This window comes from Corynebacterium silvaticum (assembly GCF_002162115.2).
Classification (GTDB): Bacteria; Actinomycetota; Actinomycetes; order Mycobacteriales; family Mycobacteriaceae; genus Corynebacterium; species Corynebacterium silvaticum.
Genome location: NZ_CP021417.2, coordinates 585,832 through 604,915, shown reverse-complemented (window position 1 = coordinate 604,915; position 19,084 = coordinate 585,832). Strand labels below are relative to the sequence as shown.

The window sequence follows — 19,084 nt, the reverse complement described above, 5'->3', positions numbered from 1 at the left end:
TTCGCATGAAACCGCGCGATCCTCAGCCCCAAGAGACTAGGAAGAAACTCGTACGCGACTCCATCCTAGGCTTTGTGGGGTTTTTCGCGTTTCTTGCCCTGGTTCAGGCCGTAGTGAATCTGTTTCAGCCACAGCCCTCACTCTGGCCGGCGTTCCTTGCTCTCATTTTGGTCATCGCGACTATCGCCCTGTGGCGAGCGTGGCGTTAACGCCACCTGAGTAATCAGGTCGTATTCCTGAATAGTAGCGAGCGCTTCTAACGCAGAGGGTTCGTCGAGAAGCTCGGGTATACGGCTGCAATAAACGTTCCTTCATTTGCCGTGTAAAAAGAAACGACGCCGAGCAGGTCACAACCGGCACTCCCCCTACGGATTCTGCGCACACAAAACTATGCAAATTCCATTACACACGGTGGTTGTAGCTAAGGCACAAATATAAAGGACGCTTCCCCCCCCCTTGCTATTTGCATAGTGTGGCATGCACATGTGCTGGATACACATACATATCATGAAGCATACGACCACATCTTCGATTACTACTTACATCATAATCCTCACTTTGGCGGAAATTTTTCCGAAAACATGCACGCCTCAACGTCGCATTTGAAAAGATGTTGTCACGATATACAAAACATTTGGGAAGGATCTATAGGAAAGCAGCGGGTAACTGAGATGTTTGAAATCTTCTCTCGATACTGGCGTGTCGTACTACCCGCTAGCGGCTCCTTGCTTCTGGCAAGCCTTACTGGCGGACTATCAGGTGATTTATTTAATCTCCTGATAACAAGAGAGCTCGGATGGGAAAGCAGCAAACTCTCGATAATCTATTTCTTAATGCTGCTTAGCGTTCCCATCCAAATGCTTGGTCCAAGTCTCGCTCGCCAGGCTGGATACAGAAAAATGATGAGCACCGGCGTGACAGTTATGCTCATTTGCCTTGTGATAATGCTCTTTGCCGTTTGGTATCCCGCCTCAAAGTTCCACCAATTGTTCCTACTTGGAATGTGTGCAGTTGTCGTGGAAATAGCCTATTCCCTGTCGTTCGGCACAGTATGGAGCGCCTGGATAAGTGAGATTGTTTCTCGTGAAAAACGCCCGGGAGTTATGGCAATAACCAGCATCATCTCTCAGTGCTCAATGATCGATCACCGCATTTGCCATACAGACAGTTATTTTTCACGGGCAGGTATCGAAAACTTTTTACTCTGCATTAGCCATAGCCACTATCGCATACACAATAAGTGCACTCATCGCGATCAGGGGACTGCCAACGGTAGAAGAGATGCGTAAGGAGTCCATCAGCTTATCGTCCATCTTTTCCAGCATATTTCGAGATACAAAAATACTGTATGCACATCCTCAGTACCGCACGTTAACTCTGGATGCATCTCTACAGCTTTTTGTTGGCGTTCCCCTGATTGCGGTGTTCATCTCTCAGCTCATCGGAACTGACCCTAAATTTGTTGCTCTAGCTTTACTTTTAAAGCCAGTCACATCCATATTTGTTATGTTCTTCATTGCGCGGCGAGGAGATCGAATAGAACCGATAAGGTCGATTCTCATTTCCGGTTCTGTTGTCGCTGTCACATTAGTTGGGTGGCTGCTTCTAACATTATGCACTTCCGGCAATCTTAACCAAGCGGTTAGAAATACTGTTCCCATCTTATTAGTGCCGCTCATGTTTGGGGCCAAGGCAATTTATTCGGTTATGGTCTCGCATATCACTGTAGACATCATGCGTAAAGAGCATCGTCTAGCGTTTTATACGCTTACCGACATACTTTCATCATCATCAATCCAAATCGCCAATAGCCTAGGAGGCTTAGCAATCACCGCTTCAACCGCCTCACACTATCAGTTTTACGGGATTCCGATTCCTGTGACAGCCTGGATAATAATTGGATTGTTCATCCTCTTGTATCTCTTATCCCGCTACAAGTCAATGGGCAAAGCGGTGTTGATTTAGAAAGACAGAACACGCACACCTTCGCCTTTGAATGGCGCGGTCTCGGCTGGATTCCACAATCTTGTCTTGGTATTTCCGCAGAGTTCTCGGCCTGGGACGCCGAGAAAATTTTCTCTATCCCAGGTAAACGCATCCCCGACCCTGTCACATGCGAATGTGGTTCCATGCTCACAGGAAAAATAAAACCTTGGCAATGCCGTGTCTTCGGCACTGCGTGCACACCACAAACCCCCATAGGAACATGCATGGTATCGCCTGAGGGGGCCTGTGCCGCTTACTATAATTTCGGTCGACTCAACCGTAAAGCAGCTAGCAATCTGGCAGACGTGTAACGATCCGTCTTATCTGGAAGAACACTCCCCTGCATCGAAAAATCTAACTATCTACAGTGTTCATCCACGGCAACATGGCTGGCCCACGCTGGGTAGTAATGAACTCCGCTTGCAATGAATACATGGTACGAATCGTCTCTGCGTGAACAATGTCCGAGGGCGCTCCCGAACTGATCAGACTCGTACGCGAATCATCCTCACTCAGACGCCGTAGCGTCACAGCATGATCCGCAAGTGCTAGAGCATGATTCGGGTCATGCAGTGTCGCTAGCAAAGTGATGCCTTGTCCGCGCAGCATGTCCATGACCTCCAACACGCGTTGCTGATTATAAAGATCCAAATAGGTCGTCGGCTCATCCAGCAATAAAATATCTGGTTCTTGTGCCAACGCTCGTGCGATCATCACCATCTGGCGTTCGCCGCCGCTTAACGTTGTGTATTGCCGACGCGCCAGATGCCCCACGCCCAACATGTCCAAGGCACTGTGCGCGGCATCGACGTCCTTGGGAGCTGGGGAAGAAAACGCCCTGATAAACCGCACGCGCCCTGTCAAAACAACATCTACTACGTCAAAAGGAAAAGACATTGCGTGTGCTTGGGTCACAAATCCCAAGACTGCGTTTGGGGTATCAACGGTAATAGCGCCGCTGTGCACCGGAGTAAGGCCAGCGATCGCCGAGAGTAACGTCGATTTGCCGCAACCATTAGCACCTAAAAGCGCTGTAATTTTCCCGGCAGGGAAGGTATCCGTCACATCACGAATCACTAAGCGTTGGCCATAGCCGATACTCACTGATTCCATACTCATTCCTACTGCCATTGACCTGCCTTTGTTGAGCGCAGCAACAACCAAAAAAACCGGTGCACCTACGAGCGTGGTAATGATACTGACGGGGATCTCAAAACCCGTAGCTGTCCGAGCTACAGTATCGATGACCTCCATCAGCGCCGCCCCCAACGCAGCAGAAACCGGGATAAGTACTCGGTGGTCAGGTCCTAGAAGCATCCTCACGATATGCGGGACAATAAGCCCCAAAAGCGCCACCACTCCCACCATAGAAACAGACAAAGCTGACACCAACGCGGATAAGACGATAAAGAGAACACGGTATCTCTCCACGTGCATCCCCGACACTTTTGCTTCGGTCTCTCCCATGGTTAAAACATTGAGCCGCCAGCGCAAACCAATCATGAAAAAGCAACCAAGAAGAATCAGTAACCATGTGGGCTTAAGAGTTGACCACGTCACCCCGTTGAAGCTTCCCATGGTCCATAACACGATGGCTTGCAACGACTTCTCATGCGATGTTATTTGAACGATCGAGAGCAAAGCAGTAAATACCGCTGAGGTGATGACACCCGACAGAACCAAGTTCACTATTGGAACCGAGTTCTTTGTTCGCGCCATGAAATAGGTCATGGCTAAAGCCACAAGCGCAAACACAAAAGCACTGATGGGAACGGGTATCCAGCGCCATACTGCGATAGCTAAAGCCGCACCAAAAGCTGCCCCCGAAGACAAGCCCAAAATATACGGATCCACCAGCGGGTTACGCAGCACTCCCTGCAGCGTCGCTCCGGACATGGCTAGAGCCATGCCTACCAGTAAAGAGGTCACTACCCGGGGGAGTCGAATATCGGCTATCACAACGGAGACAGTTTCTTGGCTACCGCATAACCGCGCGACGAGAGCCGCAAGCGCCTCACTTGGGTTGGCTCCATAACTACCGAGCATCATAGACACAAAGAATGCCACGAGTGGAGAAAGAAGCAGCCCGACAATAAGGAGTTTGCGGCTTCTCATTAAGCGTTGTGAATTCACTGAGCTGGCTTGAATCCTGGGTAATGCACGCCGTACATATCTACAAAATACTGATCAGTTTCTGCAGAATTATCCCAGCCCTTGAATGCCTCAGGGTTGATGTCTTGTGCGACCTTGGCAGTTGCCATTGCTAGACGCCCAGTCATCATGTCATAAAGGAACGGATCATCAAGCTCAAAGACCTGCTTGTTCTTCACTGCATCGAGGTTCTTCCACGCAGAGAAATCAACTCCGCCTACGTTCTTGCCCTCAATAACATCTGAAGGGTCGATCTCCGAGTTGTACCACATGTAGATCGCATCAGGATTGAGCTTGGCCAGGGTTTCCAGGGAAACAACCGGATGCTCGGAAGCCTTGGCAGAGTTATCCCACTTGGCAATCACGTTGGTTCCACCGGCAGCCTCAATCAGGTCATTAGCACTGGGCTTTGTGCCAGCGGTACCGTAAGCGTCGCCCCACATCCAGAACACAGAGGGTTTCTTTTCGATCGTGCTCGTCTTCTCAGCGATCTTGTCCATCTGTTTCTTCAAAAGTGCGTTGACTGTAGCACCACGCTCAGGGGTTCCATTGACATTAGCCATATCGACGGCCAACTTGTCCAGGTCTGCAAAGGAAGTCAGGAATACCGCATACACCGGCACCTTCAAGGTCTCCTCGATGGCAGCAATCGCTTTATCATCGGCAGACTCTGCCCACAGAACCACAAAATCGGGTTTCAAAGCGGCAAGCGCCTCCAAGTCATAGCTACCGTCTTGAGAAGCGATAACCGGCAACTTGGAAAAGCCCGGGTGAACTGCCTCAAGGAAGTCCTTCTTAAACGTAGGCTCCCAGACTTCGCCCGTTCCCACGATCTTCTTGCTACCACCCACAGCCATCATGGTGTTCATCGCGTTTTCTACTAGGAACACAGAGCGCTCAGAGGCCTTGGGAAGTTTTACCTGACGGCCATGAAAGTCAGTCACAGTGATACCAGCCGCTTGGGTTTTTTCTTGTGAAGCTTTTCTGGAGCTGTGCTGCATCCCGATAAAGCCAACGCCACTACCGCGAACATCGCGGTCCAGAGCGCAAATATTTTCTTCATAGTCCCTCTCGATTCCAAAATCTCACATTCAACGTAACAATGGAATGTTGAGGGCCCTATTTTTGTTGCGATAAACACAAAGACCGAACAACGCTTACTACCTGCTGAGATGCTCCGCTCAAGAAACCTGCTCCCCACTCCCCGGCCCATCTCAAAGAGCATTCTTTATAGCATCATCGCTACATCAAAGTGGCCACTATCAGCAGGTTTGCTGCTGGAAGGCTTCTAGACGCATCTGCAATCAAAATAATCAACAAAAGTTAATTACAGCGATACATCCGCGCTATGAACTAAATCGGTGGGGCTAAATCAAGGGGTGGCAGTAAAGGGGCCTGACATGCTCCGGCCAACACACTTCGCGGGTTTGTCGTGGTGTCGCAAAGCTAAGCTACTCGACGCCACGCTATCCGCAGCAGCGAATGCGGCAACGCAAAGATCTCGCGAACAAAATTCCGCACTCTAAAGGGCGGCTTGGTCACTGCGGAACTTACCGTTATGGGGATTCCTAGGTGCCGCGCCCACGCGAGGGTGCGAAGTTTATGAAAATCGCTCGTTACCACGATCCATGTGCGGGTTTCGGGTAGGAGGGCGTGCGCATTTTCCAAGTTCTCGTTGGTGCTGGTCGCTTCGGGTTCAATTATCAAGCGTTGTGAATCCAATCCGTGGCGCACCAACCAGTCCCCCATCACAGCAGCTTCGCCTTTTCCAGAGACTACAACAGGGCCTGACGTTTGTTGCGACAACTCCAAGGCATGCTGGAGACGCCACAACAACACATGTCCGGGTTCGGCACCGCGAACTTTAGAGCCGAGGGTAAGAATCGTCGATTCTTTCCAGAAATCAGCCGACAAAAGTCTTACTCGCCCATCAATGTGCGCTTGAGGTTAGCGTCTTTCTGCTCGACTTCCTTACGCATTGTGTCTTGATACGCAACCATTTTTTCTGTCAGGGCCGGGTCACCCGCAGAAAGGATGCGTACAGCAAGGAGTCCCGCATTCTTTGCCCCGCCGATGGAAACCGTGGCAACGGGAACGCCTCCCGGCATCTGCACGATAGAAAGCAAAGAGTCCATACCATCGAGGTCTTTGAGCGCACGCGGAATACCGATCACGGGCAGTGGCGTAGCCGCGGCAACCATACCTGGCAGATGAGCTGCGCCCCCGGCACAAGCGATAATCGCTTTCAGCCCTCTCGTGTGAGCCGACTTGGCATAGGCCAGCATCTTTTCGGGAGTGCGGTGTGCGGAAACCACACCGACTTCAAAGGGGATGCCAAACTCAGCCAGAGTTTCTGCTGCTGGTTGCACTGTGGGCCAGTCGGAATCGGAGCCCATAATAAGGCCGACGAGAGGGGACATGTTTTCTCCTAGTTTTGGTAAAAAGCCGGCAAAGAACCGAGATTAGTCCCACGTTGCGTGGACTAGATACTGTGCGGCGAGGCGGGCGTCGGCACGCGTTGTCTCAACGTCAGTACCAGTGAGATTGACGTGTCCTATCTTACGGCCAGCTCGATAGGCTTTCCCGTACAGGTGAACCTTTGCGTTAGGAAAACGACGCATAACTTCTGCAACGCGCTCCCCCATCGGCTGAGCAGGATCGGTTGCCGCCCCAAGAATATTCGCCATCACAGTAACCGGCGCGGTGAGATCGGTAGCGCCGAGCGGATAATCCAATACTGCACGAATGTGCTGCTCAAATTGGCTGGTCACGCATCCGTCTTGTGTCCAGTGCCCAGTGTTGTGCGGACGCATGGCTAGCTCGTTGACAAAAATCTCTGGCTGTCCGTCCTCACCGCGAGTCTCAAAGAGCTCCACGGCAAGCGCTCCCGTGACGCCGAGCTCAGTGGCAATGCGGATGGAAAGCTCGCGGCACTGGTTTTCTAATGCCTCGCCCAAACCCGGCGCGGGTGCAAGCGCTTCCGTACAAATCCCGTCAGTTTGTACCGATTCCACCACGGGCCAGCTTTTCGCCTCACCGCTGGGGATACGCGCTACCATGGCGGAGAGTTCGCGAACAAGCTGGACTTTTTTCTCGCCCATCAGCGAAGTTCCGTTGCTAAGAAGCTTGTCGACGAGCTCTTCTAACTCCGTCACCGAATCCGGGAACCACACCCCATGCCCGTCATAGCCACCCCGGCACGCCTTCACGCACACCTGACCATCCACCGATTCCCAGAAAGCGCGCGCGTCTTCCACACTGCTGATCGGGGCAAATGGCGGGACTGGCGCGCCCATTTCTTTAAGGCGCGTACGCATTACGAGTTTGTCTTGGGCGTTGAGCAAAGCATCGGGCTGGGGCTGCACGTTGTAGCCCTCAGCGATAAGTGTGCGCAGGTGTTCAGATGGCACATGCTCATGATCAAAAGTCACGGCATTCGACCCGGCCACAACGCGACGCAGATCGTCGAGGTTTGCGTAATCGCCGATGATCACGTCAGCGGCTACTTGAGCGGCGGAAGAATCATGAGAGCTTGCCAGAACCCGAATTGATTGCCCCAGTTCAATGGCCTCTGTGTGCATCATTCGTGCCAATTGTCCGTCGCCAATCACACACAGAATTGGCATGTCTGGTGCGTGTGCTGCTGGATTACCGCTGCTGTGAGTCACGGGTAACAACTATAGCTTGTGAGCAGAAGAGAAAGGGTGTTCTGCATTGGTTGCAAGAAAACACCGCCTGTCCGCTTCAGTGCCCTCTCCCCGTTAGCGGGCAAAAAAGAAGAGACATTATCTAATATGCGTCTCCTTCTAGAACTCTATCCCCAATGCCCGCGCCCTTGATTCATGCCTTCCTCAATGGACGCAACCACGTGCTTGGCTTTTGCTACGTTAGCCAGCATGATGGGACGTTGGTACCCAGAGACGGCCAAAGAAATATTCTTGCGCTTACGTCCCACATGGCGCACCGCACGCAGCGGGATTGATTCACTAGCCCCCATGATGCCTTGAGCACGCAGAATCACTCGTTGATCGGTAACAATCACACGTTCTTTGCGGGCACGCAGCACGGGCAGGGCAAATCGCCAGAGTGCCAGCGCTGCCCATAGCCCTACCACGGCGTTGCGTAGTTGGATGGAGTCCTGGGGGTCACGATCCAGGTATCCGATGAGCATCCAGCACACGCCTGTGATGAGTAGGAGCTCGCAGACGGGATAGATTAGGGAGACAAGTGAGCGGGTGACGTCGACACGCACAATTTCGTCGGGTAGAACTCGGACTCGTGCCACTTATTTATCCTGGAGTCGCAAATGGGTCACGTCTCCGGCCATGAGCTCGTGGAGCTCCCCTTGTGAGTCGCGAACGCAGATAAGCCCGGCGTCGGAGACCGATTCCGCTACGCCGAGGAGTTCCTCGTTTTCCGATAGGACTACTCGAACGTCAGCGCCTATAGAGGTGCACACCTGGCGGTATTCTGCCATCAGGGCGGGGTCGTTGTCCTCCCATTGGCGCAGTCGTCGGTGCAGCGCTGTCAGTACTCGAACTGCTAGTTCGTTGCGCTCGTAAGGTATTCCTTCTAATTCCAGGCTTGTGGCATGCGGCACCGGAAGTTCCTCACGCGTGAGCGAGGTGTTAAGCCCAAGGCCTATAACCACAGCGGGTTCTTCTCCTAGGCTCACGGCCTCAGCAAGGATGCCGCACAACTTACGCCCCTCGCAGAGCAGGTCATTGGGCCACTTGAGGCCGACTCCTTCTGCACCTTTGAGGGCGTCGATAAGCGCTAATCCAGTAGCTAATGGCATCGTGCCGAGCCGGAAAACCGATTCCCGCGGCGGCCGGATAAGTACGGAAAGGGTGAGCTGCGCACCCGCTGGCGCCTCATAGCGCCTCCCCATGCGCCCGCGACCCAGGCTTTGATGTTCTGTGAGAATGACAGTCCACGCAGGTGCTCCCTCATGCGCGGCGGCGACCAGATCCGTGTTAGTGGATCCCGTCGTTGATGAATGCAGAATGCGCGCGAAAGGGCCGTCATCTATTAACTGCTCGCGCAACCACCCGACGTTGAGAGGGGTCCGCGAGTCACGGCTACCGCCGTCACCTTCTACGCGAGCGCTTTGTGTTGCGTCCTTATCCACCGTTTCTCCTGACCCTATGCTCATTCGCATCATTTTAGCCGTTTGCCTCCCAACTCGTTGAGTCCTCATTACTGGTGCAATCTTGGGCTTGAATGCCGGAATGGATGCCGGAATGTGGGAGGGATGAGCCCTTATAGGGCCCACTAGGAGACATGCGGAAAAAATTTTTTTGTGCGCAAAATAACCAGCGTGCGGTGGGAAAACGCACTTTTCCGGGAAAAAATTTAACGTTTTGCCCTGGAAACTGTCGCGATACCAGTCTATGCTGCCAAACATGACACTTTCCTCACCTTTTGTTGATGTTGCCGCGCTCAAAGACATGACCACCACAGCTGGCAAGATCGCGGACTTCAAAGCGCGACGCGCTGAAGCAGGTCAGCCTATGGGCGCAAAAGCTCTGGATAAAGTTAAACAAGCCGGCAGGCTCACGGCTCGCGAACGACTCGACTACCTTCTAGACGAGGGTTCTTTCATTGAAACCGATCAGCTCGCGCGCCACCGCACCTTTGACTTTGGCATGCACAAAAAACGCCCCGTCACCGACGGAATCGTAACCGGCTGGGGCACTATCGACGGCCGCGAAGTATGCATCTTCTCCCAAGACGGAACCGTTTTCGGCGGCGCGCTCGGCGAGGTATACGGCGAAAAAATGATCAAGATTATGGAACTTGCCGTTGCCACCGGACGCCCTCTCATCGGCCTCTACGAGGGCGCAGGCGCCCGCATTCAAGACGGCGCGGTCTCCCTAGATCTCATCGCGCAGACTTTTTATCACAACATCAATTCTTCCGGAGTAGTTCCCCAGATCTCCGTCATCATGGGAAGTTGCGCGGGCGGAAACGCCTACTCCCCCGCCCTCACCGATTTCGTGGTGATGGTGGACCGAACCTCCAAGATGTTTGTCACCGGACCGGATGTTATTAAAACAGTAACCGGAGAAATCATCTCCCAAGAGGAACTCGGCGGGGCCAATGCTCATATGACTGCAGCTGGCAACAGCCACTTCACCGCAGCAGACGATGAGGAAGCCCTCGATTTTGTCCAAGACCTTGTCAGGTTCCTCCCCTCGAACAATCGCAGCGTCGCCCCGCGCGAGGACTACGACCAAGAAGAGGGAAGCATAGAGGACAACCTCACCCCAGATGACCTGCGACTGGACCACATCATCCCAGATTCTCCGTCAATTCCTTATGATGTCCGCAGCGTCATCGAATCAATCACCGACGACGGCGGCTACCTGGAGATCCAGGCAGATCGCGCAGAAAATGTTGTCATAGCGTTCGGCCGCATCGAAGGCGAATCGGTAGGTTTTGTTGCCAATCAGCCCACCCAGCTTGCCGGCTGCCTCGACATTGACGCTTCGGAGAAGGCAGCACGATTTATCCGCACATGCGACGCATTCAATATTCCTATCGTGATGCTTGTCGACGTCCCCGGCTTTCTACCCGGCGCAGGGCAAGAACATAACGGCATCCTGCGCCGTGGCGCTAAATTACTGTATGCCTACGGCGAGGCCACGGTTCCAAAGATCACCGTCATCATGCGGAAAGCCTATGGCGGAGCGTATTGCGTCATGGGATCTAAGGGACTAGGAGCTGACGTCAACCTCGCCTGGCCAACCGCTCAAATCGCCGTGATGGGCGCGGCAGGGGCCGTCGGATTCTTGCACCGACGCGAACTCATCGCAGCGGCCGAGAATGGCGACGACGTTGTAGCTCTCAGCGAAGCCCTAGAGCGGGAGTATGAGGATCACATGCTCAACCCCTATCTAGCTGCCGAGCGTGGGCTTATCGACGCAGTCATTTTGCCCAGCGAGACCCGCGGACACATTTCGCGCAACCTCCGGCTCCTCAAGAACAAGCATGTTCAGCGCCCGGCACGCAAGCACGGAAACATCCCGCTATAGGCGGCATCAACCTCGCTTCCGAAGAGTTTTTCGCAGCAGCACTTTCCCCTACTACCCCCATATATCTGTAGAAAACTTCAAAGCACACACCCCCAAAGAGGGAAATTTTTGCAGGTCAAGAGTCTTAATTTCCATTGTGACTCCATATAGCAGAAAAATCCTTCAGGAACATACCGAAGTTTTTTTGAAACGTCTCACAATTTTTGGGTACTACCTTTACACTATTGAGTCATGACTGCCGCAACGATCAACGATCAGGGAACTCCAGCTCCCGATCTCACCACCACTGCCGGAAAGCTCGCGGATCTTCGCGCCCGCCTCGCTGAGACCGTGGCCCCCATGGGCCCGGCCTCGATTGAAAAGGTACATGCAGCGGGGAAAAAGACCGCTCGCGAGCGTATTGAATATCTCCTCGACGACAATTCCTTTGTCGAGGTCGACGCACTAGCGCGCCATCGTTCCAAGAATTTTGGACTTGACGCCAAGCGCCCCGTCACCGACGGCGTGGTTACCGGCTACGGCACCATTGAGGGACGCAAGGTCTGTGTCTTCTCCCAAGACGGTGCGGTCTTTGGCGGCGCTTTGGGTGAGGTCTATGGCGAGAAGATCGTCAAGATCATGGATCTGGCCATTAAGACCGGCGTCCCACTCATCGGCATTAATGAAGGCGCTGGCGCTCGTATCCAAGAGGGCGTTGTCTCCCTTGGTCTTTATTCCAAGATTTTCTACCGCAACACCTTGGCGTCTGGCGTTATCCCGCAGATCTCCCTCATCATGGGTGCTTGCGCCGGCGGTCACGTTTACTCCCCTGCGCTCACCGACTTCATCATCATGGTGGATAAGACCTCCAAGATGTTCATCACCGGCCCTGACGTAATCAAGACCGTCACTGGCGAGGAAGTCACCCAAGAGGAATTGGGTGGCGCACACACCCACATGTCCACCTCCGGTACCTCCCACTACACCGCGTCTGATGATGCAGATGCATTGGATTGGGTTCGCGATCTAGTGGGATTCCTACCGTCCAACAACCGCGCAGAAGCTCCTCGGGAAGCTACCGAGCTTATGGTCGGATCGATTCAGGAGAACATCACCGAGTCTGACCTTGAACTAGACACGCTGATCCCCGATTCCCCGAACCAGCCATATGACATGAAGGACGTCATCTCCCGCATCGTTGATGACGGAGACTTCTTTGAGGTTCAGGAACACTACGCCGGCAATATCATTATCGGTTTTGGCCGGGTAGAGGGCAGAAGCGTAGGAATCGTTGCCAACCAGCCCACCGAGTTCGCCGGCTGTTTGGATATCAAGGCATCAGAGAAGGCAGCTCGTTTTATTCGCACCTGCGATGCCTTTAACGTTCCGATCATCGAGTTCGTGGATGTTCCAGGCTTCCTGCCCGGAACCAACCAAGAATACGATGGCATTATCCGTCGTGGCGCTAAGCTGCTGTACGCATATTCCGAGGCGAGCGTTGGCAAGATCACTGTGATCACCCGTAAGTCCTATGGCGGGGCCTACTGCGTGATGGGTTCAAAGGACATGGGCGCGGACATCGTACTCGCATGGCCTACTGCACAGATCGCTGTCATGGGCGCCTCGGGCGCAGTGGGATTCATCTACCGCAAGGAGCTGAAGAACGCCGCAGCCAATGGCCAAGATGTTGTTGCACTGGCCAAGGAATATGAAAAGGAATACGAGGAAACTCTCGTTAACCCTTATATGGCAGCAGAGCGCGGCTACGTAGATGCCGTCATCCCTCCGAGCGAGACCCGCGGCCAGATCATCGAAGGTTTGCGCTTGCTTGATCGCAAGGTCGTTAATATGCCGGCTAAGAAGCACGGTAACATCCCGCTGTAATATTCGAATATGTCATTTAGGGGCTTGGTGCTACTAGCCGCTGTCTCAGTGCACCACGTTCTTATCCTGTTCATCCAATGACAAGAAGGTATTTTCTATGTCTGACACGTCCACCACGACCGAAGAAGCCACCTCGGCCAAGAAGCCTTTTCTTACCGTGGTAAAAGGCAATCCGGACAATGTCCAAGTGGCTGCAATCACCACCGTGATTGCGTCCCTTGCTCAAGACGCAGAGAAAGCCGCCGCTAAAGACCGTGATCGTAACCTCTGGGGCAGCGTTGAAGAGCGGCTACAACGCCCCACTACGTACAATCCCACAGCCTTTAGGAATGTAAGTTTCTATTAAGAAAACTTAGAAAATCTCAGTAGTTAAACCCCCTTCTTTGTGTGCTATTCCACACCGAAAGAGAAGGGGGTTTACGTGTGAATAACAGCTATTTTCTTCCATTTCCCCATTTGACCATTACGCTGGTGTAAGTTAATTTTAGTTAAGTTCAGATTGCAAACGTTTGCACCAAAGCAGGTTTTATGGAAACTCCTCGTACTCCCGTCACGTCTTATCCGCGCCGTCGCCGCCAATCGACAACACTCAAAGACATTGCCGCTGAGACAGGCTTTTCTATCAGCACAGTGTCCCGCGCCCTCGCGCATAACCCGGTAATCCCAGAGTCCACACGTACCATCGTTGCGGAAACCGCCAAGCGGCTCAATTACCGTCCCAACGCCCAAGCGAAAGCACTCCGTAACCAAAAAACAAACCTCATCGGCGTTCTACTGCCCAACATCTGCAACCCATATTTCAATACTCTTGCCTTTGAGATCCAACAGGCCGCGCGCGCCAAGGGCTACAGCACGATTCTCTCCAACACAGATGAATCCCCGATCGTCCTCAATAGCGCACTCGAAACGATGAACAGCCAGCAAGTCGACGGCATCATCGTTGTCCCTCACATTCAATCCGCAGAGAAAATCACAGAGCTTGCCGACGCCGGAGTCCCCATCGTCGCAGCAGACCGAAGCGTTCTTGGGGGTTCCGTCCCCTCAGTAACCTCGGATCCGCTTCCGGCCATGAAAGAAGCTATCCGGCTTCTCAGTCTGAACAGCCAAGCAAAGATCGGTTACCTCGCAGGCCCCCAGGACACTTCCACCGGCAGGGTAAGGCTTGAGGCGATTACGTCCATCAAGGAAGACCTACGTATCCCCTCCCCCGATGTCTATTTCGGTGGATACCACTATGATGCCGGACGCGCAGGAACTCTTGAGCTCTTAGATCGAGGAGTCAACAGCATCCTCACAGGTGACATGATGATGGCAGTTGGTGCCCTCAGTGCTATCTATTCCCGCAAGCTGAAAATTGGTAAAGATGTAGCACTCATTGGCTTTGATAACGCCGCCGTGTTCACGCTTCAAGAATCACCACTTACCGTCATTGACCAGCAAGTGGAAGCCATCGGCCAGAAAGCCTTTGAGCTGTTGTACTCCATCATGAAAACCGACGCAACGCCTGAATCTGTTGTCATCCCCACGGTGCTCAAAGTCAGAGATTCCCACACGCTAACCTAAAAAAGCATTCCTACAATAGAATTACATAACGAGCATTTTTACACTGTATCCCTATGTTTTTATTTACATTTTTCACGGGAAACATAAAGTTCTCGGATTTTTGATTGCTCGGAACATCCGCAGGACGGTGTGTTAATCACTGAACTACATGTGACCTGGTTTGTGCCAGTCGTGATAAATAAAGATGCGGTGTCCGCCCACCAGTTAGGAGTAACCACCATGCCACAGACTGTTGCCGTCGTAGGCTCCATCAACGCAGATTTGAGCGTGCGTGTCCAGCGGCATCCCACCCCGGGAGAGACCGTCCTCGGCATGGATAGCTCTGTTTCTCCCGGTGGCAAGGGTGCTAACCAAGCAGTAGCAGCAGCGCTCCAAGGGGCAAAGGTGATCTTTGTCGGTGCTGTGGGCAAAGATGCCTACGCCGAACCAGCTCTGGAGTTGCTGCGTACTTCCAACGTATGTCTAGACCACATCTCGGAGGTCGAAGGCCCCACGGGCACCGCAGTGATCACGGTTTCTGAAGATGGGGAAAACTCCATCATCGTGATCCCTGGCGCGAATGCTACTGTCGACGCCGCCTACGTCGCCACGCATGCAGAGGCTATTGCACACGCAGACATCGTGCTGCTTCAGGGAGAGATCCCCGCCGATGGATTCCGCGAAGCCATCAATGCAGCAACGGGTCGCGTTGTGGTCAATCTTGCCCCCGTTATCCCTGTGGACCGCGAAGCATTGCTCAAGGCAGACCCCATCATGGCTAACGAGCACGAGGCCAACCTCATCCTGGAGCAGCTCGGCAGCGGCATCAACAGCGACGATCCGCACGAGCTCGCTCAAGAATTATTGGCCCAGGGTTTCGCCTCGGTTGTCCTCACGCTAGGAAGCAAGGGTGCACTTGTGGCAGACCCTGCGTCCAGCGTCATGGTGCCGTCACCAAAGGTAACGGCAGTGGATACGACTGGGGCAGGCGATGCCTTTGCCGGTGACTTTGTCGCACAACTGCTCAGTGGGGCGTCACCTGTAGAGGCCGCACAACACGCCGTCCGTGTCGGCGCCTACGCCGTACAATACCGAGGCGCCCAAGCCTCCTACCCACACGCAGACGCTGAACTCCCCCGCTAGCCCGAATAAGATGTAAGGAATGAGAATCGTCCTTGCATCTGCTTCGCCCTCCCGACGCGCAATCCTCCGTTCTGCCGGCGTGGATCCCATCATCGACCCCGCTGATATTGACGAGGACAGCCTCATCGAGCAGTACAAGGGACAGCAACCAGAGGAGATCGTCGCACAGCTCGCCACGGCAAAGGCACATGCCGTGGCTGGCAAGCATCCCGACCACGTTGTGATCGGCGGGGATTCCATGCTGCTCCTCGACGGAAAACTACAAGGAAAACCACACACCATCGAGCGCACGATTCAACGATGGAGAGAACAGCGCGGCCGCACCGCCCACCTCATTACCGGGCACTGCATTGTGCACGGTGCCGCCGGAACGTCGACAAGCTATCAGCATGTGGAGACGTCCGTTACCAAGATTCGCTTTGCACAGGCAACCGACCGCGACATCGAAGCCTACGCCCGGACCGGTGAGCCATTGCACTGCGCCGGGGCGTTTACCCTCGAAGCGCTTGGCGGCTGGTTTATCGACGCCATCGACGGAGACCCTTCCAGCGTCATTGGCTTGTCTCTGCCTGTGGTCCGCCGAGCCCTCTATTCCTTTGGACTTAACGTTTCGGATTTCTGGAATATGCAGATTCTGGAAGAATAACGGCATGACCCAATTCAACGACATGCTCGCTCCCCCGCCCGTCATGCTCCCCGCAGACGAGGCTGCCGCGGAGCCAGAAATCACCGCAGCAGTTGCTCTCCGACACCCCGCGAGTCCCCTAGCATGGGCGCTCCTAGCGGAAGCTCAACTCGACGCCGTCGCAACAACTGACGCAGACGCTCTCGCGGCCGCTTATGCCTATGCGCGGACCGGATACCACCGCAGCCTTGACCGGCTGCGCGCGCACGGTTGGAAGGGCTGGGGTCCTGTGCCCTATTCTCACGAACCTAACCGAGGTGTCCTGCGCGCCATCGCCGCTCTGGCACGAGCTTCCCAACTCATTGGCGATCAAGCCGAATACGACCGCTGCCGGCAAATGCTTTCCGACGCCGACCCCGAGTCAGTGGCCACGCTGCTGTAAAAACTGCTGTTTTTTAGGAAAGAATCGTCGATTCTTTCCTAAATCTTGCTCACAAACGTGCCGATTTGCGCCCAGAGAAGCGGCACTAAGGACAACGCGTAGGCGTCGGAAATGTGGTTTCCGTCGCGATAGACGTAAATGTTTCCTATGACTGCTGGACAGAAATCGTCGGGACAGAACCAGTCTGCGGTATCCACGGACAGCATCGAATCTGCAGTGAAAAACTTCTGCGAAGGATCGGTATCCGCGTACACGTGCGAACGCGGCAACCCGCAGTCTTCAATGCTTCCGCCAGTTTCCACGCATTGGGAGACCATCCAGCCTTCGCCCTCGGCTAGGACGAACCACGGATTATCCCTTAGCGCGATAAACGGAATCTTTTCCTTCTTCAGAAAGTCCCAGAACGTGGGATAACTCTGGGGGACTTCATCGCGGCTATGGCCTTTTTCTAGAAGTGGTCGGGTGGAATTACTGATCACAAAATCAGGACGGTCCTCTTTAATCCGCTCAATAACTTTTTGGTTAAAAGTGGTGCACTCCTGCGAGAAGACGTCGTCCTTCTCTTCCTTATACATAGGGCATCCCTGGCGCACGAAGGGGACAATTTTTATCCCATGTTGCTTGCCAATCTCATCCCATGCGGCCATCCATTGCTCTGCATGGGAGCCGCCTACCAGGTACGCCACTTTCTTAGCTTGGGTGTCACCGTATAGGCAGTGATCGGGTCCAAGGTTATCGTTGGCAATGACCTCGGGATCGTCGCCAAGCAAAGAGATGCAGCCGTCAGTCCACGCCGGTGAAAGGGTATTCGCAAGGACAAACGGATCCGGTTCAAAAGGAACATTGGGGACTCGAACGCCCTTGAGTGCAGCGGCCCCCGGGTACAGCATCGGGTTGAGCTGCGTTCCACTCACGCGGTCGACTTCCTCTTGCCACACGGAAGGAATCCACACTGCTGTCCAGCACAGCAACGCCACGCACAACGCTGCGACGGCGCGCATGCCGCCGGTGGGAGTGGAAAGAGAAGCCACTGCCGCCCGGCTCCGGCCTTCCAAAGAAACCGGACGCTTTGCGTGTTGTCTGAAAGGTTCCTCGATTACTACGTGCGTGAGTTGTGCCAAAAGGATTGAGACCACAACCACGCCAAGTCCCAATGCCACGCTGGGGCGTTTCTCCCCAAGGTAGGCGGTGGAGACAATCAGGATGGGCCAGTGCCAGAGGTACAGCGGGTAAGCGATCTTCCCCAGCCACAGCATAAAGCAGCTACTGAGCCAGGATGCACCTTGTCCACCGCCGAGGATCACCAGGGCAGCACCACCGAGTGGGAAGAGTGCGGCGGGGCCGGGGAAGAGCGCTGCGCCGTCGAAAAGCAGCCCGGTAGAGACCACCATCAACAAACCCAGATAGGTAAAGACAACGCTCAGTCGCTGCGATACCCTTAGTTTCTCCGCATATAAAACGAGAACAGCGCCGAGGGTGAGCTCCCACAAGCGTGACCATGTGGAGTAATAGTTGAGTGATTGGTCTGCCGAATGCAGGTACACCGCATAACCGAATGAGCCTATGGTTATCAGTATCAGCGGGATGCCTGCCGATATGCGCAGCGTGGTAACGATCTTCCGGCGACGACGCATCAGCTTCGCACCAATAGCCAGCAACCAAGCAAAGGCAATGGCCATGAGGTAAAACTGCCCCTGAACTGCCATCGACCATAGATGCTGTAGCGGGCTAGTCGTGCTTGACGCCGCGCCATAGGCAGCGCCCTGGGTGGCAAGCTCCCAGTTTTGGACATAGCTAATACATGCCAGTAGCTGGTCCGATAGGTTGGTGGTTCGTAGCTCTGGTATCCACAGGTGCACGGTCAAGATCGTGGACATCAGCGTGACCAGTAGTGCTGGGAAGAGTCGACGAATCGTCCGCCAGATCGGCCACCAGGGGTTCAGGCTTGCGTTTGGTTTGGTTGCATACCGCAGCTGCGAGCCGAGAAAAAAGTAGCCGGACAATAAAAGGAAGACGTCAACGCCGCCGGAAACACGGCCGACAAAAACGTGGAATACGACGACAAAAGCGATGGCGATACCCCGCAGGCCGTCAAGATCAAACCTGTATTTGGTAGCTTTCGCTTGCGATTGTTGAGTTGTCCCAGCGGCCATTGATACCTGAGCTTTAAATTATCCCGATTGTGGTGCCTAAAAGTCCTTATATTTCTTACCAAATCGGCACCGCTTTACCTATTCCGCATACGGTTGCATGGCCCACGCGCAGGAACTTCTTGCTACTTTGCGCTAAATACCC

18 protein-coding genes and 1 pseudogene are annotated in these 19,084 nt (G+C 53.9%); 11 read left to right on the top strand and 8 right to left on the bottom strand.

All coding sequences use genetic code 11. From position 1 onward, the window contains the following. Positions 1 to 5: 5 nt before the first annotated feature. The 4 genes and pseudogenes from CBE74_RS15285 to CBE74_RS15270 all read left to right on the top strand — a co-directional run. On the top strand, positions 6 to 209 hold the full coding sequence (locus CBE74_RS15285; protein WP_014525420.1) for a hypothetical protein: 204 nt from the start codon (positions 6 to 8) through the stop codon (positions 207 to 209). A gap of 261 nt (positions 210 to 470) precedes the next feature. Beyond that, positions 471 to 1,289, top strand: coding sequence for an MFS transporter (locus tag CBE74_RS15280; RefSeq protein ID WP_139897073.1), 819 nt, complete (start codon positions 471 to 473; stop codon positions 1,287 to 1,289). Continuing rightward, positions 1,282 to 1,965, top strand: a complete 684-nt coding sequence (locus CBE74_RS15275) for a hypothetical protein (RefSeq protein ID WP_087453486.1) — start codon at positions 1,282 to 1,284, stop codon at positions 1,963 to 1,965. The genes CBE74_RS15280 and CBE74_RS15275 overlap by 8 nt, the downstream gene beginning before the upstream one ends. Positions 1,966 to 1,991: 26 nt before the next feature. After that, a pseudogene (locus CBE74_RS15270) lies at positions 1,992 to 2,297 on the top strand (hydrogenase formation protein HypD); the annotation flags it as partial. 43 nt (positions 2,298 to 2,340) lie between these two features. On the opposite strand, the gene CBE74_RS15265 reads toward CBE74_RS15270, so the two are convergent. The 7 genes from CBE74_RS15265 to CBE74_RS15235 form a co-directional block, all read right to left on the bottom strand. Beyond that, entirely contained in the window at positions 2,341 to 4,101 is a 1,761-nt protein-coding gene (locus CBE74_RS15265) for an iron chelate uptake ABC transporter family permease subunit (protein ID WP_225871182.1), read from the bottom strand. A 14-nt stretch (positions 4,102 to 4,115) separates the two neighbouring features. Next, entirely contained in the window at positions 4,116 to 5,081 is a 966-nt protein-coding gene (locus CBE74_RS15260) for an ABC transporter substrate-binding protein (RefSeq protein WP_233426083.1), read from the bottom strand. Between the two features lie 502 nt (positions 5,082 to 5,583). Further along, positions 5,584 to 6,051, bottom strand: a complete 468-nt coding sequence (locus CBE74_RS15255; protein ID WP_087453484.1) for a YdcF family protein — start codon at positions 6,049 to 6,051, stop codon at positions 5,584 to 5,586. Positions 6,052 to 6,056: 5 nt separating this feature from the next. Continuing rightward, the gene (purE, locus tag CBE74_RS15250) at positions 6,057 to 6,557 is read right to left on the bottom strand and encodes a 5-(carboxyamino)imidazole ribonucleotide mutase (protein ID WP_087453483.1); all 501 of its coding nucleotides are present in this window, start codon (positions 6,555 to 6,557) and stop codon (positions 6,057 to 6,059) included. A 42-nt stretch (positions 6,558 to 6,599) separates the two neighbouring features. Further along, the gene (locus tag CBE74_RS15245; RefSeq protein WP_087453482.1) at positions 6,600 to 7,805 is read right to left on the bottom strand and encodes a 5-(carboxyamino)imidazole ribonucleotide synthase; all 1,206 of its coding nucleotides are present in this window, start codon (positions 7,803 to 7,805) and stop codon (positions 6,600 to 6,602) included. Between the two features lie 146 nt (positions 7,806 to 7,951). After that, complete coding sequence (locus CBE74_RS15240; protein ID WP_087453481.1) at positions 7,952 to 8,422, bottom strand: hypothetical protein; 471 nt, start codon at positions 8,420 to 8,422, stop codon at positions 7,952 to 7,954. After that, positions 8,423 to 9,301, bottom strand: coding sequence for a biotin--[acetyl-CoA-carboxylase] ligase (locus tag CBE74_RS15235; RefSeq protein WP_087454840.1), 879 nt, complete (start codon positions 9,299 to 9,301; stop codon positions 8,423 to 8,425). 241 nt (positions 9,302 to 9,542) lie between these two features. On the opposite strand from CBE74_RS15235, the gene CBE74_RS15230 reads away from it, so the two are divergent. From CBE74_RS15230 to CBE74_RS15200, 7 genes are all read left to right on the top strand, one after another. Next, entirely contained in the window at positions 9,543 to 11,174 is a 1,632-nt protein-coding gene (locus CBE74_RS15230) for an acyl-CoA carboxylase subunit beta (RefSeq protein ID WP_087453480.1), read from the top strand. Between the two features lie 231 nt (positions 11,175 to 11,405). Continuing rightward, positions 11,406 to 13,037, top strand: coding sequence for an acyl-CoA carboxylase subunit beta (locus CBE74_RS15225; RefSeq protein ID WP_087453479.1), 1,632 nt, complete (start codon positions 11,406 to 11,408; stop codon positions 13,035 to 13,037). A gap of 97 nt (positions 13,038 to 13,134) precedes the next feature. Continuing rightward, a complete protein-coding gene (locus tag CBE74_RS15220; protein WP_087453478.1) occupies positions 13,135 to 13,383 on the top strand; it encodes an acyl-CoA carboxylase subunit epsilon in 249 nt (82 codons plus the stop codon). A gap of 182 nt (positions 13,384 to 13,565) precedes the next feature. Then, on the top strand, positions 13,566 to 14,600 hold the full coding sequence (locus CBE74_RS15215) for a LacI family DNA-binding transcriptional regulator (RefSeq protein ID WP_087453477.1): 1,035 nt from the start codon (positions 13,566 to 13,568) through the stop codon (positions 14,598 to 14,600). A 219-nt stretch (positions 14,601 to 14,819) separates the two neighbouring features. Further along, positions 14,820 to 15,722 carry a ribokinase gene (locus CBE74_RS15210; protein WP_134316229.1) on the top strand — a complete coding sequence of 301 codons (903 nt, stop codon included), beginning with the start codon at positions 14,820 to 14,822 and terminating at the stop codon, positions 15,720 to 15,722. A gap of 19 nt (positions 15,723 to 15,741) precedes the next feature. Continuing rightward, positions 15,742 to 16,368, top strand: a complete 627-nt coding sequence (locus tag CBE74_RS15205; RefSeq protein WP_087453475.1) for a Maf family protein — start codon at positions 15,742 to 15,744, stop codon at positions 16,366 to 16,368. Between the two features lie 4 nt (positions 16,369 to 16,372). Continuing rightward, complete coding sequence (locus CBE74_RS15200) at positions 16,373 to 16,789, top strand: DUF3151 domain-containing protein (RefSeq protein WP_087453474.1); 417 nt, start codon at positions 16,373 to 16,375, stop codon at positions 16,787 to 16,789. Positions 16,790 to 16,827: 38 nt separating this feature from the next. Here CBE74_RS15200 and CBE74_RS15195 read toward each other — a convergent pair whose 3' ends face one another. After that, positions 16,828 to 18,942: an acyltransferase family protein gene (locus tag CBE74_RS15195; protein ID WP_087453473.1), complete on the bottom strand. Its 2,115-nt coding sequence runs from the start codon at positions 18,940 to 18,942 to the stop codon at positions 16,828 to 16,830. Between the last annotated feature and the right edge of the window lie 142 nt (positions 18,943 to 19,084).

Excerpts from the sequence above, each read along its gene's own strand:
- CBE74_RS15285 (WP_014525420.1), top strand. The coding sequence starts at position 6 with ATGAAACCGCGCGATCCTCAGCCCCAAGAGACTAGGAAGAAACTCGTA.
- CBE74_RS15275 (WP_087453486.1), top strand. The coding sequence starts at position 1,282 with ATGCGTAAGGAGTCCATCAGCTTATCGTCCATCTTTTCCAGCATATTT.
- CBE74_RS15265 (WP_225871182.1), bottom strand. The coding sequence starts at position 4,101 with ATGAGAAGCCGCAAACTCCTTATTGTCGGGCTGCTTCTTTCTCCACTC.
- purE (WP_087453483.1), bottom strand. The coding sequence starts at position 6,557 with ATGTCCCCTCTCGTCGGCCTTATTATGGGCTCCGATTCCGACTGGCCC.
- CBE74_RS15235 (WP_087454840.1), bottom strand. The coding sequence starts at position 9,301 with ATGATGCGAATGAGCATAGGGTCAGGAGAAACGGTGGATAAGGACGCA.
- CBE74_RS15230 (WP_087453480.1), top strand. The coding sequence starts at position 9,543 with ATGACACTTTCCTCACCTTTTGTTGATGTTGCCGCGCTCAAAGACATG.
- CBE74_RS15225 (WP_087453479.1), top strand. The coding sequence starts at position 11,406 with ATGACTGCCGCAACGATCAACGATCAGGGAACTCCAGCTCCCGATCTC.
- CBE74_RS15220 (WP_087453478.1), top strand. The coding sequence starts at position 13,135 with ATGTCTGACACGTCCACCACGACCGAAGAAGCCACCTCGGCCAAGAAG.
- CBE74_RS15215 (WP_087453477.1), top strand. The coding sequence starts at position 13,566 with ATGGAAACTCCTCGTACTCCCGTCACGTCTTATCCGCGCCGTCGCCGC.
- CBE74_RS15210 (WP_134316229.1), top strand. The coding sequence starts at position 14,820 with ATGCCACAGACTGTTGCCGTCGTAGGCTCCATCAACGCAGATTTGAGC.
- CBE74_RS15205 (WP_087453475.1), top strand. The coding sequence starts at position 15,742 with ATGAGAATCGTCCTTGCATCTGCTTCGCCCTCCCGACGCGCAATCCTC.
- CBE74_RS15200 (WP_087453474.1), top strand. The coding sequence starts at position 16,373 with ATGACCCAATTCAACGACATGCTCGCTCCCCCGCCCGTCATGCTCCCC.
- CBE74_RS15195 (WP_087453473.1), bottom strand. The coding sequence starts at position 18,942 with ATGGCCGCTGGGACAACTCAACAATCGCAAGCGAAAGCTACCAAATAC.